We start from the raw sequence: 247 nt of genomic DNA on the forward strand, positions 1-247 counted from the left end.
ATCGGGCTGCGATGGCGCGCGACACTCGCCTTCAGCTCCTCGGGCGTCAGCCAGACCGCGCGCGCGATGCCGGCATCGAGCGCACGCTCCGGATGGTGACGACGGGCCTCGGCGATGAAGGCAAAGCGCAGGAAGCCGTAGGGCAGCCCGTCCGGCTTGAATTCGTAGATGCCGAGCAGAGCCTGCGGCTCGACATCCCAGCCGGTTTCCTCGAGCGCCTCGCGCACCGCCCCCTCGATCAGCGTCT

The 247-nt window shown here is 69.2% G+C and carries 1 protein-coding gene; it reads right to left on the minus strand.

What is annotated here, in order from left to right:
- Window positions 1-247, minus strand: a 247-nt coding sequence (locus ACZ3HG_RS24525) for an NUDIX domain-containing protein (protein ID WP_465335097.1), incomplete at both ends; no start/stop codon positions are given.

The sequence above is a fragment of the Erwinia sp. PME.40.26/001 genome (assembly GCF_055556675.1).